Raw genomic sequence first — 22,720 nt, 5'->3', positions numbered from 1 at the left:
AAGTAAAGGGAGGCATACAGCTTACTGGTATGCCTCACACTTTTGTCTTACTATATTAGTTCGTAGCAGCCGTCGTTTTTACGACAATTTCTCCATCTTCCACATCTAATACAATTTGTTGACCTTTTTCAATATTACCCTTCAGAAGCTCCTCAGAAAGTCGATCCTCCACATGCTTTTGAATCGCTCTTCTTAACGGACGCGCACCGTACTCAAGGTCTACACCTTCATCAGCAATCTTCGCTTTTGCTGCTTCTGTCAATTCAATTGAAAGGTCTTGTTCTTTTAATCGTTTCGTCAATTGATCAGACATGAGAGACACAATCTCTTTTAGATGTTTCTTTTCAAGTGAATGGAAGACAATGATTTCATCAATACGGTTGATGAATTCTGGTCTGAACGCACGTTTCAACTCGCCCATCACTTTGCCTTTCATATCCTTGTAATTTTGACCTTCATCCTGCACGTTAAAGCCAACATATTTATTTCGCTTCAGTTCACTAGCTCCAACGTTGGATGTCATGATCAAAATCGTATTTCTAAAGTCAACAGTACGCCCTTTAGAATCAGTCAGACGACCATCTTCTAATACTTGAAGTAAGATGTTGAATACATCTGGATGCGCCTTTTCAATCTCGTCTAAAAGCACAACAGAATAAGGTTTTCTTCTCACTTTTTCAGTCAGTTGTCCGCCTTCTTCATAGCCAACATAGCCAGGAGGTGACCCAACAAGTCTAGATGTAGAGTGTTTCTCCATGTATTCTGACATATCAATACGGATCATCGCTTCTTCATCACCGAAAATAGACTCTGCGAGTGCTCTTGCAAGCTCCGTTTTACCAACCCCTGTTGGGCCTAAGAAGATAAATGAGCCAATTGGACGTTTTGGATCTTTTAGTCCAGCACGCGCACGTCTCACAGCTTTTGCTACAGCGACAACTGCTTCATCCTGCCCAATTACACGAGAATGGAGTAATTGTTCCATATTTAGAAGCTTATCTGTTTCGGTTTGGGCAATTTTTGAAACAGGCACTCCCGTCCAGCTAGAGACAACCATTGCGATATCATCCACTGATACCTCTGAATTCTCCTGTCCTTGCTTTTCTTTCCAAGATTTCTTTGTGACCTCTACCTTTTCACGCAGACGCTGCTCTGTATCGCGAAGAGAAGCTGCTTTTTCAAATTCCTGACTTTGAACAGCCGCATCTTTTTCCTTGCGTACTTCATCCAGCTTTTGCTCTAGTTCTTTTAGGTTAGGCGGTGTTGTGAAAGAACGTAAGCGGACTTTCGAACCTGCCTCATCAATTAAATCAATCGCCTTATCTGGAAGGAAACGATCAGAAATATAACGGTCAGACAGCTTCACTGCCGCCTCAATCGCTTCATCTGTAATGGACACACGGTGATGTGCCTCATAACGATCTCTAAGTCCTCTTAAGATTTGAATACTCTCATCAACTGATGGCTGATCTACTTGAATTGGCTGGAAACGTCGTTCAAGCGCAGCATCCTTTTCAATATATTTACGGTACTCATCTAATGTTGTCGCCCCGATACATTGAAGCTCTCCACGTGCTAAGGATGGTTTTAGAATATTAGATGCGTCAATCGCACCCTCTGCTCCACCAGCACCAATCAGTGTATGAAGCTCATCAATGAAGAGAATGATATTTCCTGCCTGGCGAATTTCGTCCATGACTTTTTTCAAACGATCCTCAAATTCACCACGATATTTTGTTCCCGCTACAACGGTTCCCATATCAAGCGTCATCACTCGTTTATCGCGTAGAATTTCAGGCACTTCATTATGAATAATTTGCTGTGCAAGACCTTCAGCGATGGCTGTTTTACCAACACCAGGCTCACCAATCAGCACCGGGTTGTTTTTTGTTCTTCTGCTTAGGACCTCAATGACACGCTGAATTTCTTTGCTTCGTCCAATGACAGGGTCCAAGCTGTCTTCTTTCGCAATCGCTGTTAAATCTCTTGCTAAGCTATCTAATGTTGGGGTATTTGCATTGCTGTTAGAGCCAGCGGCAGATGCACCTGTTTCATTACTGCCAAGCAGCTGCAGGACTTGCTGACGTGCTTTATTTAAGCTCACACCGAGGTTATTTAAAACGCGGGCTGCTACACCCTCTCCCTCGCGAATAAGACCTAAGAGAATATGTTCTGTCCCTACATAGGAATGACCGAGCTTTCTTGCTTCATCCATTGAAAGCTCAGTGACCTTCTTCGCTCTAGGCGTATAATGAGGAATAGCTTGAGACACCTCTTGCCCTCTTCCAATCAAGCTTTCGACTTCTTTTTGGATTTTATCTGAAACAAGGCCCAGTGCTTCTAACGCTTTTGCGGCGATGCCCTCACCCTCACGTACTAGACCAAGTAAAATGTGTTCAGTACCAATGTTCTTATGGCCTAGGCGAATGGCTTCTTCTTGTGCAAGTGCTAATACCTTTTGAGCTCTTTCAGTGAATCTTCCAAACATCATATCGTTTCATCCTCCTGTCCATTCCTATGCATTTCTAAACGCAGTCTTTCTCTAATAATTGCTGCTCGTTTTATGTCTCGTTCATTTGGCTCCAAAGCTCCTCCAGAATATTGTTGAAGAAAGCCAGGCTGTGTCAAAATCATGAGTTCATTCATTATATTACTTGAAAGCCCCTTAATGATACCTAAATCAATTCCAAGGCGCACATCTGACAGACATTTTGCTGTTTCCTTTGATTCAATCATGCGACAATTGGACAAAATCCCTAAGGACCGGTACACTCTGTCCTCAAGTTCAATCTTAGATGTTTGATATAACGCTTTTCGTGCAGATCGCTCTTGTTCAATAAGCTGCGCGGTCACGCTATTTAAATCATCTACAATATCTTCTTCTGATTGACCAAGTGTCATTTGATTTGAAATTTGAAAGATGTTCCCTATTGCTTCGCTGCCTTCACCATAAATTCCTCTGACTACAAGACCTAATTGATTAATCGCAGGAATAATCCGATTCATTTGTCTTGTGAGGGCTAAAGCGGGTAAATGCATCATGACTGATGCCCTAATACCTGTACCTACATTCGTTGGACAGCTTGTTAAGTATCCTCGCTTTTCAGAAAATGCATAATCCACTTGCTCCTCAATCCAGTCATCTATCTGGTTAGCTGCTTTTAATGCATTGGCTAGTTGGAATCCTGGGAATAAGCATTGGATCCGAATATGGTCTTCTTCATTCAGCATCACACTGATTTCCTCATTTTCAGACAGCAAACAACCGCCAAATCTTGATTCTGCTAAGTTTGGGCTGATCAAATGCTTTTCAACAAGTACCCTCTTTGCTAAAGGCTGCGTTTCATTCATTCGAATTAGAACAAAGTTTCCGATGTCCTTTACTTCCTGGCTAGCAAACTTTTGCTCAAATTGCTGGAGAACAGCTTCAGCCTCTTCCTGAGAAAACTGAGTTGGGAAACGAACATGCTCTAGGTTGCGTGCTAGCCTGATTCGACTGCTTAGAACAATGTCACTTTCGGGTCCTTTTTGTTTCATCCATTGACTTAAAGCGTCTTGAATAAAATGCTGGAGCGACATGTTGTTAATCTCCCTCCCTCTGCTGAGATTGCTCATGCTCTAATGCACGAATTTGATCTCGAACTTCCGCTGCTTTTTCGAACTCTTCTTGTTCAATTAACTGCTTCAGTTCTTGCTGCATCAACTCAAGTTTCCGGCGCACATGAAGACTGCCGGCAATCCGTTTAGGCACCTTTCCATTATGGACTGTATTTCCACTATGGACTTTCCGTAAAACAGGGTTCAAATACTGATCAAACGAACGATAGCATTCTGCACAGCCAAAACGGCCTGTTTTTCTGAATTGTTGAAAGGTTAAGCCACACTTAGGACATTGATCCACTTCTCTTGCTTCTTGAAAAATAGATGATCCCTTATTCGCACTTGTCGTAAAGCTAGGATCAATATTCAATAAACCCGATAATAAGTTGTGAATAGAGAAACCTTGGTTTCCACTCATAGCATATGAATCACTGTTTTCTTTTGCACATTGTTCACATATGTGCATTTCTTGTTTTTCTCCATTTATAACTTTCGTAAAGTGAAAAGTGGCTGGTCTCTCATTGCATTCTTGACAAATCAATCTTTTCACCCGCTTTACTTTAATTTCAAAGCATTTAACATCGCTTTCATCATCCGAGCCCGCAATTCATCACGTTCAGGTAAATCAATGTGCAAAACAGAACGGTCCATGACACTGATCATCATCTTTGCTTCTCTTTCAGATAAAATGTTATTTTCGACAAGACGCATGATGATATGATCAGAGGCAGCTTGTGATAAACGATGATATATTTGGGAAATAATATTGTTCAATAAGTCGACTTCATCATTCATTTTGACTTTAATGATGCGGATATAGCCACCGCCGCCACGCTTACTTTCAACGATGTAGCCTCTCTCGCTCGTGAAGCGTGTATTGATAACATAGTTAATTTGTGAAGGTACGCATTGAAACTTATCTGCAATTTCATTGCGCTTAATTTCTAATATTTCTCGACCATTCTGATCCAAGACTTCTTTCAAGTACTGCTCGATGATATCAGAAATATTTTGTGCCACTCCGCCTCCTCCTCCATTGACTTTGACTATATTTGACTTTAATCTTACTATAAATTTTTTCGGTCGATTTTTCAAGATAATCGCTCAACTAAGAATATTATTTCCACATTTATATGGTGTCAAACCTCTTAAAAAAACAAAAAAGACCAGTTCCAAATGGAACTGATCCTTATACAAGCTTGGCGGCGTCCTACTCTCACAGGGGGAGACCCCCAACTACCATCGGCGCTGAAGAGCTTAACTTCCGTGTTCGGTATGGGAACGGGTGTGACCTCTTCGCTATCGCCACCAAACCTGATGGAGGAGGTCGCGGGTTCGAGTCCCGTCCGGACCGCCATTTTTAAAAAGAATACATGGCTCGGTAGCTCAGTTGGTAGAGCAACGGACTGAAAATCCGTGTGTCGGCGGTTCGATTCCGTCCCGAGCCACTTTTATAAAAAAATATTGATAGTATGGCGGTTGTGGCGAAGTGGTTAACGCACCAGATTGTGGCTCTGGCACTCGTGGGTTCGATTCCCATCAATCGCCCCATACATATTTGCGGGTGTAGTTTAGTGGTAAAACCTCAGCCTTCCAAGCTGATGTCGTGGGTTCGATTCCCATCACCCGCTCCATTTGTATATCCAATCATGGGCCTGTAGCTCAGCTGGTTAGAGCGCACGCCTGATAAGCGTGAGGTCGGTGGTTCGAGTCCACTCAGGCCCACCATGATATTCCGCAGTAGCTCAGTGGTAGAGCTATCGGCTGTTAACCGATCGGTCGTAGGTTCGAGTCCTACCTGCGGAGCCAAATGGAGAAGTACTCAAGTGGCTGAAGAGGCGCCCCTGCTAAGGGTGTAGGTCGCGCAAGCGGCGCGAGGGTTCAAATCCCTCCTTCTCCGCCATTTATCTGGCCCGTTGGTCAAGCGGTTAAGACACCGCCCTTTCACGGCGGTAACACGGGTTCGAATCCCGTACGGGTCATTTTTAAAAGAGGTCTTGTCAAAGATCTCTTTTTTATTTTCTCCAAAAAAGAAAGACCGCCATAATAACGGTCTTTTTTTACATGTTCATGGAATAGATCGTATAAGACAAGTAAGTTGCAAAGAATCCCCATAACACATAAGGAATGAGTAAAATTGGAACGACTTTGCTTAGTTTACGCGAGACGATCACAAGAGCAAGTGCTGTCAGTGCGACAAGCAGGCAATCAATCGTAGCGGCAAATAAATCTTTTTGTGTAAATTGAAAAAAACTAAAGGCTTGATTAAATACATAATTTAAAAGAAAAAGAATCCAAAATGGTAAAGTGATTTTTTGAAATCCATATTTTCCATAAATGATCGCTGCGGACAACGAGATGAGAGCAAATAAGACAGCCCATACAGCACCAATTACACCACCACTTGGTGTCCATTCCGGTTTATTTAATGCATCATACCACTCTCTGTCAATCGGAAACAGGAATCCCGCCACAGAGAATAATGCGTATGTAATAAAGAAAACAATCACTGCCCAAATGATACTTTTTCTTGCCATTAGAATCTCCTCCAATCAAATTCACTCTTAAAGTGATTTCCCAATTATTACATGATATAAACATGAAGCCCCCATTATGAGGGGACTAATGATTTTCTTCTGTATAAGGTTCTTCTTCGTACGGCTTCAAATCACCAAATACGGTCATGACGCCTTCTTCGTCCAATGCTTCTTCATAAGCTTCGTGGGCTTTATTTGGATATACCTTGCTTGCTTTTCCCTCAATATCAGCAGCTGCGAATCCCTCATAGTCTTCGACATAATCTTCATCTTCTGATTGTGTATACACATCATCGTATGTCAATGGAGGAAATTCCATATCGGACGGCGTATCAGAATTTCCGTACCGTTCTACGTCTTGATATGCATCTTCACCATCGTATGCCGCACTTTCTTCATTTTCAAATTGACCTGAGGGCGGACTTAATAAATCCTCTTCAATCGGACGGTTTTGTGAAACGGTTTGTTCTTTTGAATGTTCTGTGCATGTGACGGCACTAGGCAAGGCTTCTAAACGTTCCTTTGGGATAGGGGCTTTACAGACCTTGCACTGGCCATAAGAGCCGTCTGTGATGGCTTGAAGTGCTTCATTGATGTCTAACAGATGTTCATGTTCCAAACTGTTTAATGCAATATCTTTCCCGCGTTCGAACAGTTCTGTCCCTTGATCACCTGGGTGATTATCATAGGCTGACAGATCTCCGACAGAATCATAAGGAAATGATACTTTTTGTTCATCGTCATGGCTTTTGGCTTCGAGTTCATGCTTTTCATCGAGAAGTCGCTGCTTCAAATGATGTAATTCGTCTTTAGACAACAAAGCGATCATCCTTTCATATCAAACATAATGTTAGTATGAGCAATTTTATCTGTAAGACTAGTTCCAATTTGAAGCAATTCCTCATGAAAAAACGCCTGCGGCTGGGGCAGGCGTTCTTTGTTAAGCAATATAGTATTGTAAGATCAAAGCGATTGTTAGCAGAAAACCGAAAAATGTATTGGTTTGAGCTGTCGATTTCATGGCATTCATTAATTCAATTGGTTTTTCTTTTTGCTTAAATTCTTTGATAGCTGTATATGCTTTTGGGACACTGAGTAAAACAAGAAGACTCCAAAGGCCGACAATATCTGTGAAGATATAAACAAAAATAAGTACATATGAGATCAAAAACATGGAAAGTAAAATGTTCACTGCCGCTTTTCGTCCAGCAAGGATAGCAAGTGTTTTTCGTCCATTTTCTTTATCACCGTCTAAATCGCGGATATTGTTCGATAGTAAGATGGCACCAACTAAAATTGAAATTGGTAATGAGACGAGAACAGCTTTTGACGTCAGTGTGCCTGTTTGAATATAGAAACTGATCAGAATAATTCCTAGTCCCATAAAGGCACCTGACACAAGTTCTCCAAACGGTGTATATGCAATAGGAACAGGACCGCCTGTATAGAAATAGCCTGCTGCCATACAAATGAGTCCTATCAGTGCAATCCACCAGCTAGACATCATGCAAATGTATACTCCTAGTAGTAAGGAAAGCGCAAATAGTGCATAAGCGAGGCCGAGAACTGTTTTTGGCTTTACACCATTTCTGACAATGGCGCCGCCGATACCGACAGATTTCTCGTTGTCCAATCCGCGAACAAAATCAAAGTATTCATTAAACATGTTTGTTGCGATTTGGATAAACATAGATGCAAATAGCATAGCTAAAAATAGCCCAACATGTATTTGACCACTTGGAAGTGCTAGAACAGTTCCTAAAGTAACGGGAATAAATGCTGCTGTTAATGTATGCGGTCGTAGTAAATTCCACCAAATCCGCCAGTTCTTATCAGGCTTAATCGGTGAAAGCTGATCTGATATCGATTGATGCTGCATAAAATATACTCCTTTAAATAAAAAAATACGTACACGTCCAAATTCCAGTTTAGCAAAGTTCAAAAAGGTGTCAATATATTGATGCGATGAATCCAGAAAAAGATGTTTGCTAATCGTTACCATATCGAGAGAAAGCTTGATCTTAAAACAAGACTTTCCATTTTTCTTATAGATGCTCTCGTTTCAAGAAGCGGGAGCGAAAAAATCTAGAAAGCGTGATATAATAAGGATTCGAGGTTTTAAAAGCTGTTTTCTTTACTAAGTTCATCTGTTAAGGTTTATAATAGAAAAGCAGGTCATTCGACATATTCGAATGTTCACGTATTTTTTCATGATGGTTTTATTTTTTATGTTATTTCATGGATTTTGGAGGAATGTATCATGGTGACAACAGTGCAAAGTACTTTCCGGCAGGAAGCGCTTGCGACATTAGAAGAAGCGAATAACGTCAACCATGCTGTTTTGATAAGCTACTCCAGAAGAGTTGACGATCTGGATCCTCTTGCCTTTTTCCAAAGCGGCGAAGCGGATTTTTTAGGCGAGCGCTTTTTTTGGTCTGATCCAGAAAGCCAAATGATATTTTCTGGACTTGGCAGAGCGGCCGTTATTAAATCATCTGAGCAAGGTAAGGAACGATTTGATACAGTCCATCAAGAATGGGAACAGCTGAAGCAGCACATGTTCCATTTTCATGATGAGAAGGAGTTAAGGCAAGCGGCTGTTGGTCCGCTTTTATTTGGTGGATTCTCATTTGATCCGTATGAAGAGAAGGCGCGTCACTGGGAAGCTTTTGGTGAGGCTCATTTTTTTGTGCCATCGATGATGCTCACTGTCTCAAAAGAAGGCACGTTTCTTACGATCAATGAATGGAAGCAGGTGGATGGGAATGTTCATCAGCTCATTCAAGAATTAGAACAAAAAGCCTCTCAATTCAAAACATTACCGCTCAGATATGATGGACAAGCTGAACTTGTTCATATGGAAGAACTAGATGTGAATGAATGGATGAAGGCGATCCAAGAAGCGACAGACCACATTCGTGCTAACGAATATGAAAAGGTTGTTCTAGCAAGAGAAGTCTTGCTTCACTATAAAAATCAAATTGAACTCGCTCCACTGTTATCAGCATTATTAAAGCATCAAACAACAAGTTATGTATTTGCGGTTGAACAGGGGAGACAAGCATTTGTCGGAGCTACACCGGAACGTTTAGTGAAAAAAAGCGGCGGAGAGGTCTTTTCATCTTGTTTAGCAGGTTCAATTGTTCGTGGAAAAAATGAAGAGGAAGATAAAGCATTAGGCGAGGAACTGTTGCATGATGAGAAGAATTTGATTGAACATCAAATTGTTGTCAATATGATTGAACAAGCATTTGAAGCCAATTGCCTTCGCGTGCATAAACCAAATCAACCTAGTCTTTATAAAACAAAAAATATTCAACATTTGTTTACACCGATTGTGGGAGAAATTAAAAACAGTTGTTCCCTCTTTTCGTTAATTGAACAGCTCCACCCGACGCCAGCATTAGGCGGATATCCGAAGGAAAAGGCGGTTGAGGTCATTCGTGAAATCGAACCGTTGAAACGTGGCTGGTATGCAGCACCAGTAGGGTGGATTGACTCTCAGGACAATGGAGAATTTGCTGTCGCCATTCGGTCAGGTCTTATTGAGGAAGACCATGTTCGTTTGTTCGCTGGCTGCGGCATTGTAGAGGATTCCCTTGCAAAGCAGGAGTATGAGGAAACACAAGTGAAATTAAGACCAATGCTATCTGCGCTTGGAGGTTGTCCTATTGAATAATCAGATTATGACAACATATATTGGCAGATTGATGGATGAATTTGTCCAAGGTGGCGTACAAGAGGCAGTTGTCTGTCCAGGTTCTCGTTCAACCCCGCTTGCAATGTTGGCTCTTGCCCACCAAGACATCAATGTCCATGTATTAGTGGATGAAAGGTCTGCTGCTTTTTATGCGCTAGGTCTCGCGAAAGCAAGTCAAACCCCAGTGCTGCTTATTTGTACATCAGGTACAGCAGCTGCTAACTTTTATCCAGCCATTGTAGAGGCACATTATTCCCGTGTCCCACTTATTGTTTTAACTGCTGATCGGCCGCACGAATTGAGGGAAGTTGGAGCACCTCAAGCGATTGATCAGCAATTCTTATTCGGTAAGTTTGTTAAATGGTTCACAGACTTAGCATTGCCAGAAGAAAGTCAGATGATGTTACGCTATGTTCAGACAGCGGCGGCAAGAGCAAATCATATGTCGATGCAAGAGCCGAAGGGACCTGTACAAATCAATGTCCCTCTGAGAGAACCATTGCTTCCTGATTTGTCTATTCATCCTTTCGACAGAGAAGAAACAGACCGAAAAAAGGTATTAGCTACAGGACAGGCTTACCCAAATGATGATGCGCTATCTGAAATTGTGACGGTCATGAACCGTTCCAAAAAGGGACTGATTGTGTGTGGAGAGCTTCATACTCAGAAAGAAAAAGAGGCAGTGTTACGTCTTTCAAAAGACTTGCATCTTCCAATTTTAGCGGACCCACTTTCTCATTTGCGAAATGGTCATGAGCATGCAGAGCTTATAATTGATGCGTATGATTCTTTATTAAAAGATGAAGCATTGCAGCAACACCTATTGCCGGATATGGTGATTCGTTTTGGACCGATGCCTGTGTCTAAGCCTTTATTCAAATGGCTGGAAAAACATGCGGAAGTGAATCAGATTGTTGTTGATGCTGCTGGAGGTTTTCGAGATCCTGGACTGAGTGCTTCATACATCATTGAAAGTGATGTGGCAGCTTTTGTAGATGAAGTAGTCAATAGAGCAGATCAACGTGAGGATACAAGTTTTCTAAATCGCTGGCAGCATGCTAATTCATCATTCAGAACGCATGCATCTCATTATTCTGATGAGGATCTGTCATTTGAGGGGAATGTGTACCGTCAGCTTCAGCATCTCTTACCGAAGGAGAGTGTTCTTTTTATCGGAAATAGTATGCCGATTCGTGATGTGGATACGTTTTTTGAAGCACAATCGAAGCCTTTTCGAATGATGGCGAATCGAGGCGCAAATGGTATAGATGGCGTCGTGTCTACAGCACTTGGCACGTATGCAGCTTTGAAACAGCCAGTCACCTTAGTGATTGGAGATTTATCATTTTACCATGATATGAATGGTCTTCTTGCAGCTAAATTGATGGACATTCCACTGACGGTTGTGCTGTTAAACAATGATGGAGGAGGCATCTTTTCGTTCCTTCCGCAGGCGTCTGAGGAACCGTATTATGAAAAACTCTTTGGTACACCGACTGGACTGAATTTTGAGTATGCTTCTAAGCTGTATGGGGGAACCTATTCGAAACCTTCAACGAAACAAGAATTCCATGATGTCTATAAGGCACATATAGAAGAGCCTGGACTTCATTTAATTGAAATTGAAACAGATCGGCATTCTCGTGTAAGCAAGCATCGTCAAATGATGGATGACATATTGGAAGAAGTGAAAAAAGAATGTCTTCTTTCATAATAAGGATGCGTGATGGTGTGGCGTACGAGGTGATAGATCAGAATCCATCAGGTGAGAATGCCACGCTATGCTTACACGGTTTTACTGGAAGTGCGGCTTCTTGGAACTTTTTGAATGCTTATATGGAAAATACAAGATTGATTCAAATCAGTTTGCTTGGACATGGCCGCACGGACTCACCAGAAAGTATAAGAAGATATGCGATGTCGCATCAACTGGCAGATCTTGCAGAGATTTTAAACCAATTAAAGCTTCACAAAGTGAATATTCTCGGATATTCTATGGGAGGACGTATTGCTTTATCATTTGCCTCTCGTTATTCAGAGCGAGTCAACAAGTTGATTTTAGAGAGTACCTCTCCAGGGCTTCGCACGTTTAAAGAGCGGATGGCAAGACTCAAACATGATCATCAGCTCGCTCAGAAAATGAGAGATGAAGGTTTAGTGAAGTTTGTGGATTTTTGGGAGAGTATCCCACTATTTGCTTCGCAAAAAACTTTATCAGCTCATGCGCAGGCTCAACTAAGAAAGGGAAGGCTGAAAGCCAACCCGCTTGGACTAGCTCGCAGCTTAGAAGGCATAGGAACAGGATCGCAGCCCTCTGTTTGGAAGGCATTAAAGCATTTAAATTTACCTGTTTTGTTGATTTGTGGAGCGCTTGATGAGAAGTTTTGCAATATCGCCACACGTATGCAGCAGGAGCTTGAAGGCAGTCAATTGATGTTGGCTGAGCAGGCTGGGCATACAGTTCATGTGGAACAACCACATTTTTTTGGTAAAATAGTTAGTGAGTTTATTACCCAAGATTAGAGGAGGAACTATTGATGGCTATTGAATGGCAAACTGAGCGTCAATATGACGAAATTTTATATGAAACGTACAATGGGATTGCAAAGATTACGATTAATCGTCCACACGTACATAACGCGTTTACACCTAAGACTGTGAGTGAATTAATTGATGCATTTTCGCGTGCTCGTGATAATTCAAATGTTGGTGTGATCGTACTTGCAGGTGCTGGCGGCAAAGCATTCTGTTCTGGTGGAGACCAAAAAGTGCGCGGTCATGGCGGTTATGTAGGAGACGACCAAATTCCGCGTCTAAATGTACTGGACTTACAGCGTTTGATTCGTGTCATTCCAAAACCTGTTGTTGCAATGGTGGCTGGTTATGCAATCGGCGGCGGACACGTTCTTCATATTGTATGTGACCTGACAATTGCAGCAGATAATGCGGTATTTGGACAAACTGGTCCAAAAGTAGGCAGCTTTGATGCTGGTTATGGTTCAGGCTACCTTGCACGTATTGTAGGTCATAAGAAAGCGAGAGAAATCTGGTACTTATGCCGTCAATACAATGCACAAGAAGCGCTTGATATGGGCCTTGTCAATACAGTTGTACCATTAGAGCAGCTTGAAGAAGAAACAGTGAAGTGGTGTGAGGAGATGCTAGAAAAGAGCCCGACTGCTTTACGATTCTTGAAGGCTGCATTTAATGCAGATACGGATGGATTAGCTGGAATTCAACAATTTGCAGGAGATGCGACACTTCTTTATTACACAACAGATGAAGCAAAAGAAGGACGCGATTCCTTTAAGGAAAAACGCAAGCCGGACTTCGGTCAGTTCCCGCGTTTCCCTTGATTCAATCATACCGATGAAAAACAGCTTAGTGCATCAGACTAAGCTGTTTTCTTTTACGAAAAGGAGGTGTCATGATGAAGCAACCGAATTGGCTGCTCCACCGTGCTTATGTAACACCAGAAAGAGTCGCGCTCATTTATCAAGATAAAAAATGGACATTCCGCGATTTAGCTGATGAAGTCAATGAGCTTTCAAATAGACTTGCACAAACATCATTAAAAAAAGGGGAAGCAGTCGGGCTTCTGATGAACAATCATCCTCAAATGGTGATGCTTGTTCATGCTTGTTTTTCATTAGGATTCAAAATCGTTCTATTGAACAATAAGTTAACAAAAGCGGAAAGACGCTTTCAACTTGAAGATGCAAAAGCAGCCGCTTTATTTACTGAACCTGTTTATGCCAGTGATCATAAGGGTGAACTTCCCGTTTATACAATGGAGACATTACCTGAAGCAGGTCAAGAGAATGTAAAGAAAATCGAAAACGATTTTGACTTGAACCAAACAGCGACGATCATGTATACATCCGGCACAACAGGACGCCCAAAAGGGGTCGAGCAAACGTTTGGTAATCATTTTCATAGTGCAGTTTCCTCTGCACTCAATATGGGCCTCAGAGAGGATGATCGCTGGCTTATTGCACTGCCTCTTTTTCATATTAGCGGATTATCCGCTTTATTTAAGTCTGTGATTTATGGGATGACTGTCGTACTTCATCAGAAGTTTGATGTCGATGAAGTAATAGGTTCGATTGAACAGCATCGTGTGACGATGATATCTGTTGTCCAAACGATGTTATCCCGTTTATTAAGCAGACTGGAAGAATGTCCGTCTTCTTTGCGCTGTCTTTTATTAGGCGGAGGGCCTGCGCCTTTGGCGATGCTTCAAGAAAGCAAAGAGAAAGGGTTCCCTGTCTTTCAATCGTACGGCATGACAGAGACTTGTTCACAAATTGTGACCCTTGCGCCTGAATTTAGTGTAGAAAAGCTTGGATCAGCGGGAAAGCCCCTTTTTGGGTGTGAGCTGAAAATTCAAGATGGTACACGCATTTGTCGTCCTTTTGAGCATGGCGAAATTATGGTGAAAGGGGCAAATGTCATGAAGGGGTACCTATACCGTGAAGAGTCGACCGCTGCTGCCTTTGATCAAGGCTGGCTGAAAACGGGGGATATTGGCTATGTGGATGAGGAAGGTTTTTTATTTGTGCTTGACCGCCGTTCAGATTTGATTATTTCTGGCGGTGAGAATATTTATCCAGCTGAAATTGAAGCGGTCCTGTTAACACATTCGCATGTAAAGGAAGCCGGAGTGACGGGTATAGATGATGATAGATGGGGAGAGGTACCAGCTGCCTTTCTTGTCACAGATCATAAAATACCGGAGAATGAGCTCTATGCTTTATGTGAGTCGCATCTAGCAAAATATAAATGGCCTGCCTCTTTTCACTTTGTGGACGAGCTGCCAAGAAATGCGTCAAATAAATTGCAGAGGCACAGACTCAAGTCAAAGGGGTTTTTAGATGATTCAAATTGAACGAGTGACTTTATATCATGTTACGATGAAGCTCAAGCAGCCATTTACCACAAGTCTTGGGACCATCTCAGATCGTGAATTTATTATTGTCGAGGTAAAAGATCAAACGGGATTGACTGGATGGGGAGAAGTGTCAGCCTTTTCTTCTCCGTGGTATACGGAAGAAACCATTGAGACCTGTTACCATATGCTGAGAGCTTTCTTTATACCAAATGTGCTGACACGCACCTTTACACACCCTTCAGACATACCAGACAGCCTGTACCAATTTAAAGGGAATAGGATGGCGAAAGCGGGAATTGAAGCGGCTGTTTGGGATATTTATGCGAAGCGTGAGAATAAGTCGTTACGAGATGTATTAGGCGGCACCAAAGATAGAATACCTTCTGGAGTTGTAGCAGGGTTAGGACCCGTTGATGACATGCTAAAGCAAATACAGCAATTTGTGGACCAAGGCTATCAGCGTGTGAAGGTGAAAATTAAGCCGGGACAGGATATTGGACTCCTTAAAAAAATTAGAGAATCTTTTCCCCACCTTCCACTCATGGCGGATGCAAACTCTGCTTATGAGTTAAAGGATATAAGCAAACTCAAGCAGCTCGATGACATTCGTTTATTAATGATTGAACAGCCATTAGCTGCAGATGATATCGTCGATCATCGCCATTTGCAAAAGCATTTAAAAACACCGATATGTTTGGATGAAAGTATTTGTTCCTTAGATGACGCTAGAAAAGCTGTAGAGCTTGGCAGCTGTCAGATTATTAATGTGAAGCCTTCACGAGTTGGTGGGCTGACAGAAGCCCTTAAAATCCATACATTTAGTAAAGAGCATCAAATTCCATTATGGTGTGGGGGAATGGTTGAAACAGGCATTTCCCGCGCGCAGAACGTGGCACTTGCTTCTCTTCCGCAATTTACTATTCCAGGTGATATTTCAGCTTCGTCAAAATATTGGGAGCAGGATATCATTTATCCTGAAATTAAGGTTGAAAATGGTTTTATTGAGGTACCTCGTTCCCCAGGAATGGGTGTAGAAGTGGATTATCAAGCGCTTCGTTCTTTTTCAGATAAAATTGACGTGTTTACAAAACATGATTTTGTGATGTGAAAATGAGATATTCACCTTTTGCACATCCATTAAAAACTATATATAGTGAGAGAAAGTCTTTCCTTCCTGTCTCAACAAAAAAGAAAGAGCGGTGATCCGCTCTTTCTTACTCTTCTACCAGTTCACTGTCATAAGCAAGCTGTCCAATATAGTGATTCATCTCACTTGGCATGTCTGCTGCATGGCCATATTCATAATCCCAAAGATTTAAAAAGGAGTGAGCAGCCTGATAAAATGCGGCTTCGTCCGCATCATGAATTTCATCAAAAAACGTTTGAAGCAGCCGATCGTGTTTCAATGTGAAGCGCCTCCTTAAATGAGACTTAAAGGTCTTGTGGTTTAAACGTTTTACAATCCGTTTCTTCACTTTTTTCAGCCGTATTTCCTGTATGGCTGACGACATAGATTGCATCTGCACCACAGCGGTTTCCAGCATTCCAATAGGAACAGTTATTGACTTCACAAAGGATTTTTTGACTCATACAGATGACCTCCTTTTGAGTATGTCTTTCTTCTATAATGTAACCGAAATGAACCTCATCCATTCACGTTAATCTTCCTGGCGAATATAGCGCTTATCCTTCATAAACAATCTCCAGAAGAAATAGAACCCAGGAAATAAGATGATAAAACCTACAATATACGTGATAAATAATGCTCTAAATGTCACAGGGTCTGTAAATCCAGACATGATTGTAATATCTGGATAGGCCATATAAGGCAAATGGGCGCGTCCGTACACGTAGCTTGCTAAAAAATATTGAATGGTAATCGCAATGACAGCTAAACGCGGCCTGCCTTTCCGATGCTTAAACCGGCTATTTGGCAAAAATAGAGCCAGCCCTGCTAGCAAAAACATCAGGAGTGATACAAGAAGAATAGGGATGTTCTGCATCATTTTTGTGAACAGCCAATTTGCCTCGCTTCTTAATGTCAGCATGATGAAAAAGGCCATCATGAGTGAAAGCGGACCCGTAATGAGCGCTCCTCTTCTATAAATGCTGTAAGCTTCATCTTCATCAGCCACATTCGAGAAATCAGCTAAAAGCAATGATGAAAGAAAAAGGGTGCTGAAAATGGCAAAGCCGACAAAAGAATAGACATTTGCACTCGTAAAGACCAGTCCAAGATCTAAAGAGTAGTTGTTGTTCTGCTCAAAGATAAATCCACCATGAGTAATCGGAAGAACCATGATGAGGATCGATGGAATGATAAAGCCGCTAATCCCTGAAATGTAAGTCACTGCTTTTCTGTATTTTTTAGGAAGAGAATGAGAAAATACGAGAAACCCGCTTCGCAGTGCAAGAAGCAATAATATAATGCTGCCGGGTATTAATAAAACAGTACCAAGGACAAAGGTCGCACCTGGAAACATGCTAAACAACGCAACAACAATTGCGACAATGAATACGTTCGTTACTTCCCATGTTGGAGAGAGGTACTTATTTGCGATATTAGCGGCCTTTGTTTGTTCTTTATTCATATAAATCATGGACCAAAATCCTGCGCCGAAATCCATTGATGCCATCACTGCATAGATAAAAACGAACCCCCATAAGATGGTGATTGCAATGAGTGCATCAGTTGTCACATCCATTTGCATCTAGATCGCTCCTTTTTAAGATTCTGTTAACCGTAGGTCTTCTTCAATCGAATGTTTTCTAAAGTAGTACGTCAGCACAATCACAGTTGCTATGCCTAAGATGAGATAGACGATGGCAAATAGGATAAAGAGTGTGCCAATTGAGCCTGATGATGTGACGACCTCTGAGGTTTTGAGCATTCGGTAAATGACCCATGGCTGACGGCCTGTACAGGCAAAGATCCAGCCGAATTCAATAGCTAAAAGACTAAGGGGTCCGCCGAATAAGTAGAGAAAAAGGAGCCACTTCGGATAATGTTCGCGTTTTAAAATTTTACGATAAAGCAGTGCTAGCACCGCAAACAAAATGAGGACTGAGCCAATAATGACCATGCCATTAAATAACGTGTGTATAAATAAAGGGGGCCACTCGTCACGCGGGAAATCATTTAAGCCTTTGACCACTGTATCAAAGCTATTCCCTGCAAGGAAACTAAGCGCCCAAGGGATTTCAATTGCTCCTTTAATTTCCTTTGAATCGGCATCAGTAAAACCACCTATTGCAAGAGGTGCATGTGATTGTGTTTCAAATAAACCTTCAGCACCTGCTAACTTTTCAGGCTGATATTCGTACAGAAGCTGAGCAGACTCATGACCATTTATGGCCGTGAGAAATGAGAAGAGGCCGCCTACAATGAGTCCAAGAAAAAGAGCTTTTCGATGAAACGTATAGAGTTTCTCATTCTTTCTTGTTTTGAGCATTTTAAAAGCGGCTACTGATGCAATGACAAAAGCACCTGTTGTAAAAGCAGACAGCACGACATGTGTCGCAGTTACGACGAAGCTTGGATTGAAAAAGGCCTTCCAAGGCTCAATATTCGTAATTTCTCCATTGACCATTTGAAAGCCAGCAGGAGTACCTTCAAATGCATGTACGTTTGTGATCAGGATCGCTGAAGCGGCTGCACCAATCACGACAAAAATAACGGTAATAATGCGCATAGCAGGTGATAGGCGATCCGCTGCGTACACATAAATAGACATAAATAATGCTTCAATAAAGAACGCATAAATTTCAATCTGAAATGGCAGTGACATGACTTTTCCGATGACCTCCATAAAACCAGGCCATAGAAGAGCGAGCTGGGTACCAGCAATCGTTCCTGTTGGAATGGCGACACCTAATAATACAGCCTGCGCTTTCGTCCACCGTTTCGCCATGACAGCATAGTGAGGATCCTTCGTTTTTTGGAAGATGAGTTCAGCTAACAAAATCATTAGCGGGATGCCGACGCCAAGCGAGGCATAAATAATATGAAAGCCCATGGTTGTGCCGAACAGGCTTCTAGCTAAAACGAGATCAGTCAATTTTTTCTCCGCCTTTCTTATCGCTTCTCTTTTTCATGATGTTATTATTCTCCACCATTTTTAGATTATTCTTCCTGACTAAGAAAGCTCGATTTTTGACAAGTTGTAAAAGAGGGAGTAGAATATAAATATAAAACGTAATCGTTACGTTTTGATAACGAAAGGAGTTTTGACATTGAAAAGAGATATTCATCCAACCTCACATGAAGTTGTATTTATGGACGTAAACAGCGGCTACCGCTTTTTGAGTAAATCGACAAAGTCATCCAATGAGACAGTAGAATGGGAAGACGGGAAAACGTACCCTGTCATAAAAGTAGAAACAAGCTCTGATACGCATCCTTTTTATACAGGACGCCAAAAATTCGGAGAAAAAGGCGGAAGAGCCGAGTTGTTTAAGAAAAAGTATCAAATGTAATATAAAAAAGCACACCCTACAATAAAGCACACACTACAATGGTGTGCTTTTTTTACAGCAAAAAAACCCCGGATCAACACCCAGGGTTTAACAATTAATCATTTAAAGCAGTTTTCAAGGTTTTTAGGTTTTGTTTCATTAAGCTAACGTAGCTTTCGCCATTTTTGGCGTCATCTTCAGTTATAGATTCTAAATTTTTAAGTGTGAGGCTTTTTGCCCCAATTTCACTGCGGATCGTATCTGAGACTTTGCTACTGACGTTGTTTTCAAAAATCACATATTGAATGTGATGCTTTTCAGCTTTTTGAACAATGCTTTCGAGCTGCTTTTGTGAAGGCTCTTCAGAAGCGGATAATCCTAATACACTAATTTGCTCAATACCGTAGCGCTTTTCCCAATAACCGTAGGCTGCATGGGAAACAAGGATTTCTTTATGTTTTGCTTTAGATAATGTTGTGTTGAACTCTTGATCTAGCGATTGCAAATCTTTTTTTAGTTTTTCATAGTTTTTTGTGTATTCGTCTTTATGATCTGGATCTAATGAAACGAGTGTATCTTTAATGTTTTTCGCCATTTGCTGTGCATAAACAGGGTCTAACCATGCATGAGGATCTTTATCTCCGTGATCGTGTCCATCATGGTCATGTTCTTCTCCTTCATGATCGTGATCATGATCTTCCTCTTCTTCATGTGAATGCTCTTCTTTTGTCGATAACAATTTGATGCCTTCGGCTGCTTTGACTGTTTTCACGCCTTGGTCTTTTAAGGTAGACGCGGTTTTGTCAGCGAATGCTTCAGCACCTGTGCCGCTGTAGATGAAGGCGTCACCTTCAGCCATTTCAACCATCGTTTTTGAACTTGGTTCAAAGCTGTGTGCATCTGCATTGGCAGGGTAGACGCTTTGCGCATGAACATGAGAACCGCCAATTTTTTCAGTGAAATCTTGAATAGGGAAAATAGTGGTGTAGACGGTTAGTTTTCCATCTGCTTTTCCTTTTGAAGCATTTGTGCCCGCACTGCTTGAGCAAGCGGCAAGGCCGATCGCAAATAAAGCAACTATTAACATATAAAAGATTTTTTTCATGTGGAAAATGTCTCCTCTCAATCTATTAGATAGAAATGATTACGATTTAATGTCCTGAGTTATTGTATCGTAATAATTACGATTTGAAAAGAGGAAAATAAAAAAATTTCACCAGAAGATGTTTCCTTTAAAAAAAATGCGCTGCAAAACGTGACGAAATTTCTCACATTGTGCTATATTTATTTTTAAAAAAAGATAAAGGAATGGACAACGTATGAAACTTTTAGAAGAAATCATCGAATATAATCAACAATTTATTGAAGAAAAGAAATACGAAGAGTTTACAACAACGAAGTTTCCACAGAAAAAAGCTGTCATTCTGTCATGTATGGATACAAGACTTGTCGAGCTGCTTCCACGTGCAATGAACATGAAAAATGGAGATATCAAGATCGTCAAAAGTGCTGGTGCTCTTGTGTCTCATCCATTTGGAAGTATTATGCGAAGCATTTTAGTGGCTGTTTACGAATTAAATGCTGACGAGGTTTATGTCATTGGACATCATGATTGCGGTATGAGCAAAATAGATAGCCAAACACTTTTAAACAAAGCCATTGAGCGGGGTATCCCAGAAAAACGGATTGAAGTACTGGAATACTCAGGAATTGATTTTAAACAGTGGCTCAAAAGCTTTAGTTCGGTCGAAGAGAGTGTGAAGGACAGTGTGTCCGTTGTGAAAAACCACCCGCTCCTCCCATCAAATGTGCCTGTGCACGGTCTTGTCATTGATCCTGGAACTGGCAAGCTTGACGTAGTCGTTAACGGATATGAAAAGTAAGTTATTTTTCCTTTTTCGGCGGGACAGGATCGATGCCGCCAGGATGGAGCGGATGACATTTTAAAATCCGTTTGATGGTGAGCCAGCCGCCTTTTAAAGCGCCATGCGTTTTGATCGCTTCTAGCCCGTAGTTTGAGCATGTTGGATAAAACCGGCAGCTAGGCGGTGTAAGAGGGGAAATACATTTTTGATAAAAGCGTATGATGCCGATAAAAATTTGTTTCATAAAGGTTCCTCCTTGTCTGTCTTTCACAGTATAAGAAAAAAGGACAAGGAAGGAAAGTTTTATAAACTAAACTGGTCGGAGAAATATGTTATAATATAGGAAATTGCAATTATAGGAGTGGTGATTATGCCTTCAGTTGAAAGCTTTGAACTTGATCATAATGCTGTAAAAGCGCCATACGTTCGTCATTGTGGCGTTCATAAAGTGGGATCAGATGGAGAAGTCAATAAATTTGATATTCGTTTTTGTCAGCCAAACAAACAAGCAATGAAACCTGATACGATTCATACATTAGAGCATTTACTTGCGTTTAACATTAGAACACACTCAGAGAAATATGATCATTTTGATATCATTGATATTTCTCCAATGGGCTGTCAGACAGGCTACTATTTAGTGGTCAGTGGTGCACCAACTCCAGAAGAAATCGTTGAACTTCTTGATGCAACATTCAAGGATGCAGTTGAGGTAACAGAGATTCCTGCTGCAAACGAAGAGCAATGCGGTCAAGCGAAACTTCATGACCTTGAAGGGGCAAAACGTTTGATGCGTTTCTGGCTTTCTCAAGATCAAGAAGAGCTTCTCAAAGTATTTGGTTAATCAATCATAAACCGGACATGATGATGTCCGGTTTTTTTGTATTCGATCATGAGATGTCAAAATAGGGGATATTTGTTAAAATGGACATGTCAGTAATAGAAGGGGGAACTCTGGATGCGAAAAATGTTGGGAATGATAGTGTTGCTTTTGTTACTAAGTGCATGTGGGAACTCTGCAGCAAATAGTGGCAAAGGGGAGGTGCCTGAACTATTAGAAGTGAAGCTTACAGGACCTGAACAAGTGGAGAAAAATGAAAGCGTTATAGTAAAAGCAGCTGTCACATATGGTGATACGCCTGTTGATGACGCAGACGATGTTCAATTTGAAGTGTGGAAAGATGGCGATAAGGATAACAGCAAGATGATTAAGCCAAAGAAAGAGAACAAAGGTGTATATGAATTGCATACAGCCTTTAAAAAAGATGGCCTTTATATCATACAAGTCCATGTGACAGCTAAACAGCAGCATAATATGCCAAAGACGAACATCCATGTAGGTGATGTGAAAAAAGAGAATTCATCTACTGAAGAAGAAACCTCACATCATTAAGTGTCATTTTATTTCGGGTTAGGACGTTGGTTTGGTTCAGCATCCTGTGGTGTGTCGATTTTATGCTTATATTCATAAGCCTTCGATGTTGTCCACAGCGATAAAAAGACAACGATTGAGATAATGATAAAGCTGATAATCCCAAGTAGCAGCATCTAACTCCCTCCTTATTTCCATATTAACATATATTTCATGCAGTCAAAATAGAAGAAATTCATGGCAGGTTTCAGTATAATAGGAAAAGGGTATTCTCATACTAAACGCAATTACATAAGGAGG

Annotated in this window: 24 protein-coding genes, 7 tRNA genes and 1 rRNA gene; 17 read left to right on the top strand and 15 right to left on the bottom strand. The window is 41.3% G+C overall.

Annotated features, from left to right (window positions below):
* Positions 1 to 55: 55 nt before the first annotated feature.
* The 5 genes from clpC to rrf form a co-directional block, all read right to left on the bottom strand.
* Positions 56 to 2,491 carry an ATP-dependent protease ATP-binding subunit ClpC gene (clpC, locus tag GPS65_RS16465; protein ID WP_003216969.1) on the bottom strand — a complete coding sequence of 812 codons (2,436 nt, stop codon included), beginning with the start codon at positions 2,489 to 2,491 and terminating at the stop codon, positions 56 to 58.
* Positions 2,488 to 3,579 (bottom strand): protein-arginine kinase McsB, encoded by a 1,092-nt coding sequence (locus GPS65_RS16460; RefSeq protein ID WP_161985462.1) that lies wholly within the window; start codon positions 3,577 to 3,579, stop codon positions 2,488 to 2,490. Before GPS65_RS16460 ends, clpC begins: the two co-directional genes overlap by 4 nt.
* Before the next feature lie 4 nt (positions 3,580 to 3,583).
* Positions 3,584 to 4,141 (bottom strand): protein-arginine kinase activator protein McsA, encoded by a 558-nt coding sequence (locus tag GPS65_RS16455; RefSeq protein ID WP_034665655.1) that lies wholly within the window; start codon positions 4,139 to 4,141, stop codon positions 3,584 to 3,586.
* A 14-nt stretch (positions 4,142 to 4,155) separates the two neighbouring features.
* Positions 4,156 to 4,620: a CtsR family transcriptional regulator gene (locus GPS65_RS16450; protein ID WP_003217184.1), complete on the bottom strand. Its 465-nt coding sequence runs from the start codon at positions 4,618 to 4,620 to the stop codon at positions 4,156 to 4,158.
* 177 nt (positions 4,621 to 4,797) lie between these two features.
* Positions 4,798 to 4,913: ribosomal RNA gene (rrf, locus tag GPS65_RS16445) — 5S ribosomal RNA — on the bottom strand.
* A 62-nt stretch (positions 4,914 to 4,975) separates the two neighbouring features.
* On the opposite strand from rrf, the gene GPS65_RS16440 reads away from it, so the two are divergent.
* From GPS65_RS16440 to GPS65_RS16410, 7 genes are all read left to right on the top strand, one after another.
* Positions 4,976 to 5,048, top strand: a tRNA-Phe gene (locus GPS65_RS16440).
* Positions 5,049 to 5,075: 27 nt separating this feature from the next.
* A tRNA-His gene (locus tag GPS65_RS16435) sits at positions 5,076 to 5,151 on the top strand.
* A gap of 9 nt (positions 5,152 to 5,160) precedes the next feature.
* A tRNA-Gly gene (locus tag GPS65_RS16430) sits at positions 5,161 to 5,234 on the top strand.
* A gap of 17 nt (positions 5,235 to 5,251) precedes the next feature.
* Positions 5,252 to 5,328 (top strand) — tRNA-Ile (locus tag GPS65_RS16425).
* A 6-nt stretch (positions 5,329 to 5,334) separates the two neighbouring features.
* A tRNA-Asn gene (locus tag GPS65_RS16420) sits at positions 5,335 to 5,409 on the top strand.
* Positions 5,410 to 5,412: 3 nt separating this feature from the next.
* Positions 5,413 to 5,503 (top strand) — tRNA-Ser (locus GPS65_RS16415).
* 7 nt (positions 5,504 to 5,510) lie between these two features.
* Positions 5,511 to 5,582: transfer RNA gene (locus tag GPS65_RS16410), tRNA-Glu, on the top strand.
* Between the two features lie 78 nt (positions 5,583 to 5,660).
* Here the strand turns inward: GPS65_RS16410 and GPS65_RS16405 are convergent.
* The 3 genes from GPS65_RS16405 to GPS65_RS16395 all read right to left on the bottom strand — a co-directional run bounded on the left by GPS65_RS16405 (position 5,661) and on the right by GPS65_RS16395 (position 8,016).
* Positions 5,661 to 6,137, bottom strand: a complete 477-nt coding sequence (locus tag GPS65_RS16405) for a TspO/MBR family protein (protein WP_119125277.1) — start codon at positions 6,135 to 6,137, stop codon at positions 5,661 to 5,663.
* Positions 6,138 to 6,222: 85 nt separating this feature from the next.
* A complete protein-coding gene (locus tag GPS65_RS16400; protein ID WP_041815883.1) occupies positions 6,223 to 6,957 on the bottom strand; it encodes a TraR/DksA C4-type zinc finger protein in 735 nt (244 codons plus the stop codon).
* Between the two features lie 120 nt (positions 6,958 to 7,077).
* The gene (locus tag GPS65_RS16395; RefSeq protein ID WP_012011005.1) at positions 7,078 to 8,016 is read right to left on the bottom strand and encodes a 1,4-dihydroxy-2-naphthoate polyprenyltransferase; all 939 of its coding nucleotides are present in this window, start codon (positions 8,014 to 8,016) and stop codon (positions 7,078 to 7,080) included.
* A gap of 381 nt (positions 8,017 to 8,397) precedes the next feature.
* Here GPS65_RS16395 and GPS65_RS16390 point away from each other — a divergent pair, with 381 nt between their 5' ends.
* The 6 genes from GPS65_RS16390 (at position 8,398) to menC (ending at position 15,836) form a co-directional block, all read left to right on the top strand.
* Entirely contained in the window at positions 8,398 to 9,816 is a 1,419-nt protein-coding gene (locus GPS65_RS16390) for an isochorismate synthase (protein WP_012011004.1), read from the top strand.
* On the top strand, positions 9,809 to 11,551 hold the full coding sequence (menD, locus tag GPS65_RS16385; RefSeq protein WP_012011003.1) for a 2-succinyl-5-enolpyruvyl-6-hydroxy-3-cyclohexene-1-carboxylic-acid synthase: 1,743 nt from the start codon (positions 9,809 to 9,811) through the stop codon (positions 11,549 to 11,551). The genes GPS65_RS16390 and menD overlap by 8 nt, the downstream gene beginning before the upstream one ends.
* Positions 11,536 to 12,360 carry a 2-succinyl-6-hydroxy-2,4-cyclohexadiene-1-carboxylate synthase gene (gene menH / locus GPS65_RS16380; protein ID WP_012011002.1) on the top strand — a complete coding sequence of 275 codons (825 nt, stop codon included), beginning with the start codon at positions 11,536 to 11,538 and terminating at the stop codon, positions 12,358 to 12,360. The genes menD and menH overlap by 16 nt, the downstream gene beginning before the upstream one ends.
* A 14-nt stretch (positions 12,361 to 12,374) precedes the next feature.
* Positions 12,375 to 13,193 (top strand): 1,4-dihydroxy-2-naphthoyl-CoA synthase, encoded by an 819-nt coding sequence (gene menB, locus GPS65_RS16375; protein ID WP_012011001.1) that lies wholly within the window; start codon positions 12,375 to 12,377, stop codon positions 13,191 to 13,193.
* Positions 13,194 to 13,264: 71 nt separating this feature from the next.
* Positions 13,265 to 14,725 carry an o-succinylbenzoate--CoA ligase gene (locus GPS65_RS16370; RefSeq protein WP_119125276.1) on the top strand — a complete coding sequence of 487 codons (1,461 nt, stop codon included), beginning with the start codon at positions 13,265 to 13,267 and terminating at the stop codon, positions 14,723 to 14,725.
* Entirely contained in the window at positions 14,712 to 15,836 is a 1,125-nt protein-coding gene (menC, locus tag GPS65_RS16365; RefSeq protein WP_012010999.1) for an o-succinylbenzoate synthase, read from the top strand. The genes GPS65_RS16370 and menC overlap by 14 nt, the downstream gene beginning before the upstream one ends.
* A gap of 106 nt (positions 15,837 to 15,942) precedes the next feature.
* Here the strand turns inward: menC and GPS65_RS16360 are convergent, their stop codons facing one another.
* From GPS65_RS16360 to GPS65_RS16345, 4 genes are all read right to left on the bottom strand, one after another.
* Positions 15,943 to 16,134, bottom strand: a complete 192-nt coding sequence (locus tag GPS65_RS16360) for a hypothetical protein (RefSeq protein WP_012010998.1) — start codon at positions 16,132 to 16,134, stop codon at positions 15,943 to 15,945.
* A gap of 25 nt (positions 16,135 to 16,159) precedes the next feature.
* The gene (locus tag GPS65_RS16355; RefSeq protein WP_008360682.1) at positions 16,160 to 16,318 is read right to left on the bottom strand and encodes a DUF1540 domain-containing protein; all 159 of its coding nucleotides are present in this window, start codon (positions 16,316 to 16,318) and stop codon (positions 16,160 to 16,162) included.
* A 68-nt stretch (positions 16,319 to 16,386) separates the two neighbouring features.
* The gene (locus GPS65_RS16350; RefSeq protein WP_186316353.1) at positions 16,387 to 17,433 is read right to left on the bottom strand and encodes a cytochrome d ubiquinol oxidase subunit II; all 1,047 of its coding nucleotides are present in this window, start codon (positions 17,431 to 17,433) and stop codon (positions 16,387 to 16,389) included.
* Positions 17,434 to 17,454: 21 nt separating this feature from the next.
* The gene (locus GPS65_RS16345; protein WP_003217550.1) at positions 17,455 to 18,786 is read right to left on the bottom strand and encodes a cytochrome ubiquinol oxidase subunit I; all 1,332 of its coding nucleotides are present in this window, start codon (positions 18,784 to 18,786) and stop codon (positions 17,455 to 17,457) included.
* A 175-nt stretch (positions 18,787 to 18,961) separates the two neighbouring features.
* Here GPS65_RS16345 and GPS65_RS16340 point away from each other — a divergent pair, with 175 nt between their 5' ends.
* Positions 18,962 to 19,204: a type B 50S ribosomal protein L31 gene (locus GPS65_RS16340; protein ID WP_003217579.1), complete on the top strand. Its 243-nt coding sequence runs from the start codon at positions 18,962 to 18,964 to the stop codon at positions 19,202 to 19,204.
* A 94-nt stretch (positions 19,205 to 19,298) separates the two neighbouring features.
* Here GPS65_RS16340 and GPS65_RS16335 read toward each other — a convergent pair whose 3' ends face one another.
* A complete protein-coding gene (locus GPS65_RS16335; protein WP_012010996.1) occupies positions 19,299 to 20,288 on the bottom strand; it encodes a metal ABC transporter solute-binding protein, Zn/Mn family in 990 nt (329 codons plus the stop codon).
* 214 nt (positions 20,289 to 20,502) lie between these two features.
* Here GPS65_RS16335 and GPS65_RS16330 point away from each other — a divergent pair, with 214 nt between their 5' ends.
* The gene (locus GPS65_RS16330) at positions 20,503 to 21,066 is read left to right on the top strand and encodes a beta-class carbonic anhydrase (protein WP_012010995.1); all 564 of its coding nucleotides are present in this window, start codon (positions 20,503 to 20,505) and stop codon (positions 21,064 to 21,066) included.
* A gap of 1 nt (position 21,067) precedes the next feature.
* Here the strand turns inward: GPS65_RS16330 and yidD are convergent, their stop codons facing one another.
* A complete protein-coding gene (yidD, locus tag GPS65_RS16325) occupies positions 21,068 to 21,292 on the bottom strand; it encodes a membrane protein insertion efficiency factor YidD (RefSeq protein WP_003217666.1) in 225 nt (74 codons plus the stop codon).
* Positions 21,293 to 21,418: 126 nt separating this feature from the next.
* On the opposite strand from yidD, the gene GPS65_RS16320 reads away from it, so the two are divergent.
* A complete protein-coding gene (locus GPS65_RS16320; RefSeq protein WP_012010994.1) occupies positions 21,419 to 21,892 on the top strand; it encodes an S-ribosylhomocysteine lyase in 474 nt (157 codons plus the stop codon).
* Positions 21,893 to 22,006: 114 nt separating this feature from the next.
* Positions 22,007 to 22,441 (top strand): FixH family protein, encoded by a 435-nt coding sequence (locus tag GPS65_RS16315; protein WP_161985461.1) that lies wholly within the window; start codon positions 22,007 to 22,009, stop codon positions 22,439 to 22,441.
* Positions 22,442 to 22,449: 8 nt separating this feature from the next.
* Here GPS65_RS16315 and ytzI read toward each other — a convergent pair whose 3' ends face one another.
* Positions 22,450 to 22,596 carry a YtzI protein gene (gene ytzI / locus GPS65_RS16310; RefSeq protein ID WP_041815877.1) on the bottom strand — a complete coding sequence of 49 codons (147 nt, stop codon included), beginning with the start codon at positions 22,594 to 22,596 and terminating at the stop codon, positions 22,450 to 22,452.
* Positions 22,597 to 22,720 lie beyond the last annotated feature (124 nt).

This window comes from Bacillus pumilus (assembly GCF_009937765.1).
GTDB lineage: Bacteria > Bacillota > Bacilli > Bacillales > Bacillaceae > Bacillus > Bacillus pumilus_O.
Note: the sequence above shows the minus strand (reverse complement) of the source record. Positions and strands in the feature narration are given on the sequence as shown.

What these genes read in the sequence shown, in the direction of transcription:
- GPS65_RS16355 (WP_008360682.1), bottom strand. Translation starts at nt 16,318, where the DNA reads ATGAGTCAAAAAATCCTTTGTGAAGTCAATAACTGTTCCTATTGGAAT.
- GPS65_RS16315 (WP_161985461.1), top strand. Translation starts at nt 22,007, where the DNA reads ATGCGAAAAATGTTGGGAATGATAGTGTTGCTTTTGTTACTAAGTGCA.
- GPS65_RS16390 (WP_012011004.1), top strand. Translation starts at nt 8,398, where the DNA reads ATGGTGACAACAGTGCAAAGTACTTTCCGGCAGGAAGCGCTTGCGACA.
- GPS65_RS16370 (WP_119125276.1), top strand. Translation starts at nt 13,265, where the DNA reads ATGATGAAGCAACCGAATTGGCTGCTCCACCGTGCTTATGTAACACCA.
- GPS65_RS16330 (WP_012010995.1), top strand. Translation starts at nt 20,503, where the DNA reads ATGAAACTTTTAGAAGAAATCATCGAATATAATCAACAATTTATTGAA.
- menC (WP_012010999.1), top strand. Translation starts at nt 14,712, where the DNA reads ATGATTCAAATTGAACGAGTGACTTTATATCATGTTACGATGAAGCTC.
- menH (WP_012011002.1), top strand. Translation starts at nt 11,536, where the DNA reads ATGTCTTCTTTCATAATAAGGATGCGTGATGGTGTGGCGTACGAGGTG.
- yidD (WP_003217666.1), bottom strand. Translation starts at nt 21,292, where the DNA reads ATGAAACAAATTTTTATCGGCATCATACGCTTTTATCAAAAATGTATT.
- GPS65_RS16460 (WP_161985462.1), bottom strand. Translation starts at nt 3,579, where the DNA reads ATGTCGCTCCAGCATTTTATTCAAGACGCTTTAAGTCAATGGATGAAA.
- GPS65_RS16405 (WP_119125277.1), bottom strand. Translation starts at nt 6,137, where the DNA reads ATGGCAAGAAAAAGTATCATTTGGGCAGTGATTGTTTTCTTTATTACA.
- ytzI (WP_041815877.1), bottom strand. Translation starts at nt 22,596, where the DNA reads ATGCTGCTACTTGGGATTATCAGCTTTATCATTATCTCAATCGTTGTC.
- GPS65_RS16395 (WP_012011005.1), bottom strand. Translation starts at nt 8,016, where the DNA reads ATGCAGCATCAATCGATATCAGATCAGCTTTCACCGATTAAGCCTGAT.
- GPS65_RS16320 (WP_012010994.1), top strand. Translation starts at nt 21,419, where the DNA reads ATGCCTTCAGTTGAAAGCTTTGAACTTGATCATAATGCTGTAAAAGCG.
- GPS65_RS16335 (WP_012010996.1), bottom strand. Translation starts at nt 20,288, where the DNA reads ATGAAAAAAATCTTTTATATGTTAATAGTTGCTTTATTTGCGATCGGC.
- menB (WP_012011001.1), top strand. Translation starts at nt 12,375, where the DNA reads ATGGCTATTGAATGGCAAACTGAGCGTCAATATGACGAAATTTTATAT.
- GPS65_RS16350 (WP_186316353.1), bottom strand. Translation starts at nt 17,433, where the DNA reads ATGGATGTGACAACTGATGCACTCATTGCAATCACCATCTTATGGGGG.
- clpC (WP_003216969.1), bottom strand. Translation starts at nt 2,491, where the DNA reads ATGATGTTTGGAAGATTCACTGAAAGAGCTCAAAAGGTATTAGCACTT.